This window comes from Mesorhizobium sp. M0048 (genome assembly GCF_040323405.1).
GTDB lineage: Bacteria > Pseudomonadota > Alphaproteobacteria > Rhizobiales > Rhizobiaceae > Mesorhizobium.
Genome location: NZ_JAMYUV010000151.1, coordinates 1 through 526, shown reverse-complemented (window position 1 = coordinate 526; position 526 = coordinate 1). Strand labels below are relative to the sequence as shown.

At 58.7% G+C, this 526-nt stretch carries 1 protein-coding gene; it reads right to left on the bottom strand.

The features are described from left to right. Positions 1-256: 256 nt before the first annotated feature. Positions 257-526 (bottom strand): hypothetical protein (locus tag NKJ84_RS33170; protein ID WP_352510029.1); only part of this gene is annotated, 270 nt, incomplete at its 5' end.

Below are 526 nucleotides of genomic sequence, written 5' to 3'. Positions count from 1 at the left end.
CGGAACAGCTAATCGATGCGGTCTCGACGCATGGCTCCGCGGCGCCCAGATGCGCGCGTTTGTTGGAGGCATGACGATGATTTCCTTCACCTTACCAATGAGATTTCCGAAACTGTCGGCGTCCAACGATAGTCGCCGGGAGGTTGGGCTGAAAAGTGCGGAGACTCTCGTGTTATGGCTCTTTCTCAGTCGAAGCCTCACCGATGCCCTCGAAAAATGCGGTTGGCCTTGGCGATTGGCACTTCGCAGACCTCAGTCAACTCCTTGTACTCCGTCGTGACTCGGCCTGCAGAACTGATCGAATGGCGTTTGCGGTTACTTCGACGTCGTCGTCGCTGATGAGGTAGTGGAGGACGGCGCGAACGACGCCTTCGCGGAGCGTGCCCATTCGCACACCCCGCTCCCACAGCGCAGACAGGAAATTTGGAACCCAGAGATCGTCCCGTTCGAGGCGGAAGAACACCATGTTTGTCTCGATAACGGAGGGCTCGAGGCGGATGCCGGGAATGGCGCGGATGCTCTCCGC